General features: G+C 70.5%; 8 protein-coding genes and 1 tRNA gene. 1 reads left to right on the top strand and 8 read right to left on the bottom strand.

Annotated features, from left to right (window positions below; all coding sequences use genetic code 11):
* Positions 1-21: 21 nt before the first annotated feature.
* From PKE84_RS10265 to PKE84_RS10235, 7 genes are all read right to left on the bottom strand, one after another.
* The gene (locus PKE84_RS10265; protein WP_271177125.1) at positions 22-699 is read right to left on the bottom strand and encodes a PadR family transcriptional regulator; all 678 of its coding nucleotides are present in this window, start codon (positions 697-699) and stop codon (positions 22-24) included.
* Positions 700-745: 46 nt separating this feature from the next.
* Entirely contained in the window at positions 746-1,909 is a 1,164-nt protein-coding gene (locus PKE84_RS10260) for a UDP-N-acetylmuramate dehydrogenase (protein WP_271177124.1), read from the bottom strand.
* Positions 1,910-1,943: 34 nt separating this feature from the next.
* Positions 1,944-2,363: a MaoC family dehydratase gene (locus PKE84_RS10255; protein WP_271177123.1), complete on the bottom strand. Its 420-nt coding sequence runs from the start codon at positions 2,361-2,363 to the stop codon at positions 1,944-1,946.
* On the bottom strand, positions 2,363-2,809 hold the full coding sequence (locus PKE84_RS10250; protein ID WP_271177122.1) for a MaoC family dehydratase N-terminal domain-containing protein: 447 nt from the start codon (positions 2,807-2,809) through the stop codon (positions 2,363-2,365). Before PKE84_RS10250 ends, PKE84_RS10255 begins: the two co-directional genes overlap by 1 nt.
* 659 nt (positions 2,810-3,468) lie before the next feature.
* Positions 3,469-3,542 (bottom strand) — tRNA-Met (locus PKE84_RS10245).
* 13 nt (positions 3,543-3,555) lie between these two features.
* Complete coding sequence (locus PKE84_RS10240; protein WP_271177121.1) at positions 3,556-3,969, bottom strand: rhodanese-like domain-containing protein; 414 nt, start codon at positions 3,967-3,969, stop codon at positions 3,556-3,558.
* Positions 3,970-4,086: 117 nt separating this feature from the next.
* Positions 4,087-5,412 carry a M20/M25/M40 family metallo-hydrolase gene (locus PKE84_RS10235; protein WP_271177120.1) on the bottom strand — a complete coding sequence of 442 codons (1,326 nt, stop codon included), beginning with the start codon at positions 5,410-5,412 and terminating at the stop codon, positions 4,087-4,089.
* Between the two features lie 150 nt (positions 5,413-5,562).
* On the opposite strand from PKE84_RS10235, the gene PKE84_RS10230 reads away from it, so the two are divergent.
* Positions 5,563-6,756 (top strand): MalY/PatB family protein, encoded by a 1,194-nt coding sequence (locus PKE84_RS10230; protein ID WP_271177119.1) that lies wholly within the window; start codon positions 5,563-5,565, stop codon positions 6,754-6,756.
* An 11-nt stretch (positions 6,757-6,767) separates the two neighbouring features.
* Here the strand turns inward: PKE84_RS10230 and PKE84_RS10225 are convergent, their stop codons facing one another.
* On the bottom strand, positions 6,768-8,069 hold the full coding sequence (locus PKE84_RS10225) for an O-acetylhomoserine aminocarboxypropyltransferase/cysteine synthase family protein (protein ID WP_271177118.1): 1,302 nt from the start codon (positions 8,067-8,069) through the stop codon (positions 6,768-6,770).
* Positions 8,070-8,134 lie beyond the last annotated feature (65 nt).

Below are 8,134 nucleotides of genomic sequence, written 5' to 3'. Positions count from 1 at the left end.
CGGCGGCGGCGCGGCGGGGCGTCAGCCGCGCGGGCGGGCGGCCTCGGCCTCGCGCATCCGGTCGAGTTGCTCGCGGTAGCGCGCCGTCTCTCTCGCCATCTCCCAGCCCTCGTCGTCGGGGGCGGGCGTCCAGGTCATCGGCTCGTCCATGAAGTCGAGTCCGCCGGACCGGATGTGCGCGATCAGGTCGATCAGCCAGGCGTCCTCGGCGTCGAGCATCCGGGTCTCCCATTGCACCGAATACCCGACGTGCGGGGGCGCGAAGTGCTCGGCATCCAGTCGCGAAACCTCTCCGCGCAGCACGGCCGCGCGGGCCCTGACGGCCAGCAACCGCTCCTCCAGCAGGGTCGCCAGCACCGTGCGCTCGAAGAGCGGCGCGAAGCTGAACGCGACGCGGAACCCCGTCGGATCCATGGGCGTGACGGCCCGGATGGCGTCCCGCAGCAGGCGGTCGAGCTCGGCGAGCCCGGCATCCGTGACGGTGTAGACCGTGACCGTACGGGCGCCGTCTGGAAGGGCGTGCGCCTCGAGCATCCCCTGCCGGCTGAGGGTGGAGAGCATCGAGTAGATCGAGCCCGGATTGACCTTCGCCCAGTCGTCCACGTGCCACGACACCAGCTCACGGCGCAGCTGATACCCGTTCGCCGGAGCGAAGATGCGCGCGACGCCGAGCACGAGCATCCGGGTGGTGGTGGCCATGGGGCCATTCTAGGGAGGGGCCGAGAGCGCCCGCGGCGCTACCCCGCTACAGGACCATGCCGACCAGGATCGGCTCCGGATGCAGCACGACGCCGAACTCGGCCTGCACGCGCGCCTGCACGTACGACGCCAGCTGCACGATCTCGTCGGCCGTCGCTCCGCCGCGGTTGGTGAGCGCGAGCGTGTGCTTGCTCGAGATCGCGGCGCGCGACCCCGGCAGACCGAAGCCACGCCGGATGCCCGCCTGTTCGATCAGCCAGGCGGCGCTGAGCTTGACGTCGTACGGTCCGTCGGCGAGCGCCGGGATGTCCTGCGGGTACACGACCCCGCCCTCGATGCCGAGCACCGTGTCGGGCTCCGGGGGCGTGATCGGCCAGCGCGGCGCGTTCGCGGGCAGCGACCGCGCGAAGTTCTCGGACACGATCGGGTTGGTGAAGAAGGATCCGGCGCTGACCGAATCCTGGTCGTCCGGGTCGAGCACCATTCCCTTCGAGGCGCGGAGGGCCAGCACCGAGCGACGCAGCTCGGCGACCGACACCCGCGAGCCGAGCGGAACACCGAGCGTGTCGGCGAGCTGCGCGTAGGCGATCGGGGCGCTGAGCGGCGCTCCGAGCCCGCTGGGGTCGTTGCCGTCGGCCAGTTCGAGGTCGACGGACAGCACGACGCCGCGCATCCCGCGCTTGAGCACCGACGTGCGGTAGCCGAGCCCGAGATCGGTGTGCGAGAGCCACCTGAGTTCGCCGGTCTCGTAGTCGAGGAACTCGACGCCGAGCAGGCTCGCTTCGAGCTCCTGACCGTAGGCGCCGATGTTCTGCACGGGGGCTGCACCCGTCGAGCCCGGGATGCCCGCGAGCGCTTCGATGCCCGACCAGCCGTTGCGCACCGTGTGCGCGACCAGCGCGTCCCACGGCTCACCGGCCTGCACACGAAGCCGGATGCGCCCGGGCTCCGCGTCGAGCCGCTCGATGCCGCGGGTCACGACCCGGATGACCGTGCCGTCGAAGCCGTCATCGCTCGCCACGGTGTTGGAACCGCCGCCGAGCAGCAGCCAGTCGTCGCCTTCGCCCCAGATCTCGAGTGCGGACTCGATGAGCGCCTCGCGGGTCGGGGGCTCGATGAGCCGCGCGGGAACCCCTCCGACCTGCATGGTGGTGAGGGTCGACAGGGCGGGCGGCTCGGGAGCACCTTCGGGACGCGATCCGTCGGTCATGCCTGCTCCGTGGGGCGCATCGGTTTCGTGGGCATCAGGCGAGGGAGACGCGCACCTGCGCCTTGCCCAGCACGGTCTGGCCGTCGAACGTGACCGTGAGGTCGATGCGCGCGACGCGGGCCTCGGCATCGAGCTGGCCGACCTTGGCCGTCACGGACACGTCCGCGCCGGTGGCGGAGTCGACGACGATCGGGCGCGTGAAGCGCACCTGGTAGTCGGCGACGCGGGCGGGGTCTTCCGCCCAGTCGACGACCGGTTGCACGGAGAGGCCCATGGTGAGCATCCCGTGTGCGATGACCCCGGGGAGACCGACCGAGGTCGCGACGTCGTCGCGGTAGTGGATGGGGTTGAAGTCGCCGGAGGCGCCTGCGTAGCGAACGAGGGTGTCGCGCGTGAGGTGGTAGTCGCGTTCCGCGACCACGTCGCCGACCGTGAGGGTGTCGAACTCGGGCATCACTCGTCTCCTCGAACGACCAGGGTGGATGTCGCGGTGACGACGTGCGCGCCGCTCGCGTCGACGATGACGGACTCGGCGGTCACCATCGAGTGGGCTCCGAGGCTCTTGACGCTGGCCACGGTGAGGGTCGCGGTGAGCTCGTCGCCGGCCACGACAGCGCGGGTGTAGGTGAAGCGCTGGTCGCCGTGCACCACGCGGCTGAAGTCGATTCCGGCATCCGGTTCGGCGAGGAGCTGCGCCAGGGTGCTCTCCTGCACGACGACCGGGAAGGTCGGCGGCGCGACGAGGTCGGAGTGCCCGGCGGCGCGGGCAGCGTCCACGTCGAAGTGGAGCGGGTTGGTGGCGAGCACGGCCCGCGCGAACTCGCGGATCTTCTCCCGGCCGACGAGGTACGGGCTTGTCGGCGGGAACTGCCGGCCCTGGATGTCTGGGTTCACTGGCACCCGACCATTCTACGGATGCGCCGTTGCGGCGTGGCCCGGGGCGGGGACACCGCCGCGCCGGTCCCCCGACCGGCCGTCGCACCGGCCCTCCGACCGGCCGTCCCGCCGGCCCTCTTCGTTGAGGGGTGACGAATGCAGGTTCCGCCGGCGTGTTTAGGCGGATTTGCCGCCTCTCAACGAAATGCCCCGGGCGGGACGCCGGGGACGCAGAAACCCCGCCGGCCTCGAGGGCCGACGGGGTTCCGTGCTCGGTGCTAGCTGGTTACTGGCAGCTGTCGCACTGCAGCATGTCCATGGGGTCGACGGGAACCGAGTAGCCGCCAACGCTGTCGCTGTTTTCGTAGTCCATGATGGCCTCCCCTAGAAGTCTTTGTCACCGCGTCGTGCGGTGTTCACCCACTATATAACCCTAATGACAGTGTTGTCATTCCACTACATGTAGTGTTTTGGAAGTTTTTCTTCGATGTCCCCAGAATACGGGGCACCACCGACATCCGCGCCTGGGGCGACCACCGGGACGGTGCCGCGAGTTGCCTGATTTCTCGCGGATCTCCGGCGAGAAGGGGTGCTCTGCGGCCGCACGCCGGGCACAGAAACGCCACGAATCCGGCGGCCGGAAATACGTCGAACGCGCGCGCTTGCGGCGTGTCGTGATTCTGACGCGACGGCAGGATTCGAACCTGCGGATGACGGGCTATGAGACCGTTCCCTTGGACCACTTGGGTACGTCGCGATGGCGGGGTGGCTCAGGCCGAAGGTTCGGCTGGCGCCTCCGTCCCGGCGCCGGTCGGCAGGCCCGCCTCCCTCCAGGCGGGGAAGCCGCCCTCGACGTGGGCGACCTGGCCGAAGCCGTTCGCGCCGAGCCATTCGGCGACGGGACGCGAGCCGTCGACCGAGCCGCAGACGACCACGATCTCCTGGTCGGTCGATGCGAGTTGGATGAGGCGCTCCGGGGAGTCCTTCCCGAAGAGTTCGGGAAGGCGTTCGCGGTCGACCACGACGGCGCCGGTCAAAGCGCCGACCCGGTCGCGGGTGGCCTGGCTGCGCACGTCGATCAGCAGCGCCCCCGCCTCGACGCGGGCCGCGCCCTCGCCGGGCGTGATCAGTTCGGGCTCGGCCGCGACGGCGGTTGCGGTGTCTTCGAGAGGGGTGTTCGGCATGTGTGGCATCGAAGCCCGCATCGCCCGCGCCCACAAGCCTGCGTTACGCCCTGTTGCGGATGCGACGCCGGATGACGCACACGGAAGCTCGACGCGCGCTTGCCGAGGCGGAACCGCTCAGGCCGTCGCCAGGATCGACCAGGTGACCCGCGCGCAGAAGGCGAGCGCATCGACCGGCACGCGCTCGTCGGCCGCGTGGAACTCGCCGAAGACATCGAAGTCGTCGGGCACCCGCAGGGGCACGAAGCCGTAGCCCCGGATGCCCAGCCGAGCGAGATGCTTGTTGTCGGTGCTCGCCGGAAGGAGGTACGGGACGACGATGCCCTCGGGGTCCTCCGCGCGGATCGCCTCGCCGATCGTCTCGACCAGCGCGGCGTCATCCGGAGACGAGATCGGCGCGATCAGGTCGCCCCACTCGAACTCGACCCCCTCCCCGACGATCGCCTCCACCTCGCTCCGGTAGGTGTCCTCGTGCCCGGGAAGCACCCGCACATCCAGCGTGGCCTCGGCGAGCGCCGGGATGATGTTCGTCTTCGATCCGGCCGCGAGCACGGTCGGCGAGACGGTCTCCCGGAGCGTCGCGGAGATCAGGGGCGCGACCAGTCCAAGCCCGGCGACGATCTCGTCGATCGTCTCATCGGTGATCTCGTGCACGTCGGCGACGTCTGCGGCCCGGAGCACCGCATCCAGCGCCGACGTGCGTTCGACCGGGAACCGATGCGCCGCGAGCGCGACGACGGCCTGCGCGACCCGCACGACCGCGTTGTCCGCGGTGGGCCGCGAACCGTGACCAGCCCGTCCGCGTGCGCGCACCCTGGCCCAGACGATGCCCTTCTCGGCGGTGGCGACGAGGTACGCGCGACGCCCGCCGAGCGGCACCGAGAATCCGCCGACCTCGCTGATCGCCTCGGTGGCGCCGGCGAAGAGCTCCGGGCGGTGCTCCACGAGCCAGCGCGCGCCCCACGTGCCACCCGACTCCTCGTCGGCGAAGAACGCGAAGATCACGTCGCGCTGGGGAACGATTCCCTCCCTTTTGAATGCTCTGGCGACGGCGACGAGCGTGCCGGCGAAGTCCTTCATGTCCACGGCGCCGCGCCCGTAGAGCAGACCGTCGTGGATCTCGGCGCCGAACGGCGGATGCGTCCACTCCTGCCCGTCCACCGGAACGACATCGACATGGGCGTGCGCCACCAGGGCACCGCGCCCGGGGTCGCTGCCCTGGAGCCGCGCGATCACGCTGCCGCGGCCGGGACGCGACTCGACGTACGTGACGTCGTAGCCGACCTCCTCGAGCCGATCCTGGATGTAGCGTGCCGCGCGCGCCTCCCCGTCGCCCACGGTTTCGGGATCGCCGGTGTTGACGCTGTCGATGCGGATGAGATCGCGCACGAACCGCAGGCCTTCCTCCTCGAGCGTCCTGATCGACTCGGATGACAGCGACATGGTTTCTCCCGTCGATACGCAGCGGCGGCGCGCGGGCCGACGACGAAACACGCTACCCGTGCACCACACAGGCCGAAACCTGCCCTCGGACTGTTTCACTTTTTGACGGCGTGGCTGGCCGTACCGCCGTCTCGGAGAGAGAGTTGTGCAATGAGCGGCACGAACGCGCGACCTCTCGCCGACCTCCGGGCGCGAAGGACCAGCATCAAGTGGCACCGGTTCGAAGCCGACGTGCTTCCGATGTCGGTCGCCGAGATGGATTTCGAGCTCGCACCCGACATCGCTCAGACCGCCATCGACCACCTGCTGCGGTCGGACACCGGCTATCTCGACGCACCCGGTCCGCTGGCCGCTGCCTTCGCCGAGTTCGCCGACTCCCGTTGGGGCTGGGGCGTCGACGAGTCGCGCGTGCACCTCGCCACCGACGTCACCGTCGGCGTGCTGGAGACGCTGCGCCTCGGACTGCCGGCCACCGGTGGTCGCGTCGTTCTGACGCCGCCCGTCTACGCACCGTTCTACGAGATGGTCGGGGAGGCGCATGCCGAGGCCGTCGAGGTGCCGCTGCGCGCCGACGCCGGATGGTCGCTCGACCTGCCCGCCATCGAGCAGGCGTTCGCGTCGGGTGTCGACGCCATCCTGCTCTGCAACCCCCACAACCCGACGGGCCGTTCGCACAGCGCCGAGAGCCTCGCGGAGCTGGCGCGCCTGGCCGCAACGTACGACGTGCTTGTCGTGAGCGACGAGGTGCACGCCCCGCTCGCGCACGCCGGATCGCCGTTCACCCCCTTCGCGGTCGCGTGTATCGGGGCGGGGGCACGGTCGGTGACCGTCACCTCCGCCAGCAAAGGATGGAACCTCGCCGCCCTCAAGTGCGCGGTCGCCATCGCCAACGACGCGGACACGGCCGCCATGCTCACCCGCTTTCCCGAGGAGCTGGCCGCCCGCACGAGCATCATCGGGCTGCACGCGAACATCGCGGCCTACGCATCACTCCCCTGGCTGAACGAGACCGTCGACCGGATCGCGGCCAACCTCGGGACGCTCCGCGCCGAGGTGAGCGCCCACCTACCCGGAGTGCGCGTCGTCGAGCCCGACGCCGGCTACCTCGTCTGGCTGGATCTGCGGGCGCTCGGGCTGGGCGACGACCCCGCCGCCGAGCTGCTGCAGCGGGCGCGGATCGCGCTGAACTCCGGCCCCAGTTTTGGCGCAGGCGGAGCCGGGTTCGCCCGCATGAACATCGCCTGCGACCCCGCGACCATCGTGGAGGCGGTGCGCCGGATCGCCTCCGTGCTCCCCGCATCCGGTGCCGGGGTCACGGAGCCGGTCTCGGTCGCCGTCGGCTGAGCCCGGGGGTCTTAGCGACCGGCCGCCGTCAGCCCGCGCTGCAGGTCGGCGATGATGTCGCGCGAGCTCTCCAGCCCGATCGACAACCGGATGAGCCCCGGAGTGATGCCCGCGTCGAGCCGCTCCTCCTCCGTCAGCTTGGCGTGGATCGTGCTGCCGAGGTGGATGGCCAGCGTGCGCACGTCACCGATGTGCGTCATCGGGCTCACCAGCTCGAGCGCGTCGATGAAGCGGCGTGCGGCGTCACGGCCGCCCGCCAGATCGATGGTGACCACCGCGCCCGCGCCGCGCGGGAGATAGCGCTCCGCCCGCTCGTGGAACGGGTCGGACGGAAGGCCCGGATACGCCACCGCCGCCACCTCCGGCTGCTCGGCCAGCCACTCGGCGACCGCCAGCGAGTTCGCGATGTGCTTGTCCATCCGGAGCGACAGGGTCTCGATGCCGTGCAGGAGCAGGAAGGTGCTGGTCGGCGGCACGGTCGGCCCGTACTCCAGCACGGTGACCGTGCGCAGGTAGGCGAGGAAGGCGCCGGCGCCGAACCGCTCGGCGAAGGACGCAACCCCCGGCCGCGGTGACGTGACGAGGTGCGGGAAGCGCTCGCCGTTCGCCTCCCAGTCGAAGCGGCCGCCGTCGACGACGGCACCGCCGATGACCGATCCATGCCCGGCCAGCCACTTAGAGGTGGAGTGGATGACGATGTCGGCGCCCCACTCGATCGGGCGACACAGATAGGGCGTGGCCACGGTGCTGTCGACCACCAGGGGCACCCCGGCGGTGTGGGCGATGCGGGCCAGCCGCTCGAGGTCGACGACCTGGTTGAGCGGATTCGGGATGGTCTCCGTGTAGATCGCTTTCGTGCGCGCGGTGACCCGCGAGGCCCACTCGTCCTCGCTTGCGTCGTCGGCCACGTACTCGACCTCGAGCCCCTGCCGTCGCAGCGCACCCCGGAACATCTCGCGCGTGCCCTCGTACAGCGAGCGGGTCGCCAGGATGTGGTCGCCGGCCTGAGCGAGCGCGAACAGCGTGGCGGCGATCGCGGCCTGCCCACTGCTGACGACGATGCCGTCGACGCCGCCCTCCAGGTTCGCAATCCGCTGCCCCGCCACGGCGTTCGTCGGATTCTCGTTGCGCGAGTACGCACGGAACGAGCTCTGCCCGGCGAACCGCTCCTCTCCGTCGTCGAAATCAGAGAACACGTATCCGGCCGTCTGGTAGATCGGCGTGACCCGCGCGTTCGTCTGCGCGTCGACGACGGCGCCTGCGTGGATCTGCCGCGTCTCGAAGTCCTGAGCGTCACCGGAGAGTTCAGTCATGCGGCAAGGTTACGAACTCGGGGCGCGCGCCGCACGCCGGCACGAAACACAGCGACTCAGCCGAG

This window comes from Leifsonia poae (genome assembly GCF_027921845.1).
GTDB classification, from domain to species: Bacteria; Actinomycetota; Actinomycetes; order Actinomycetales; family Microbacteriaceae; genus Leifsonia; species Leifsonia poae.
Note: the sequence above shows the minus strand (reverse complement) of the source record. Positions and strands in the feature narration are given on the sequence as shown.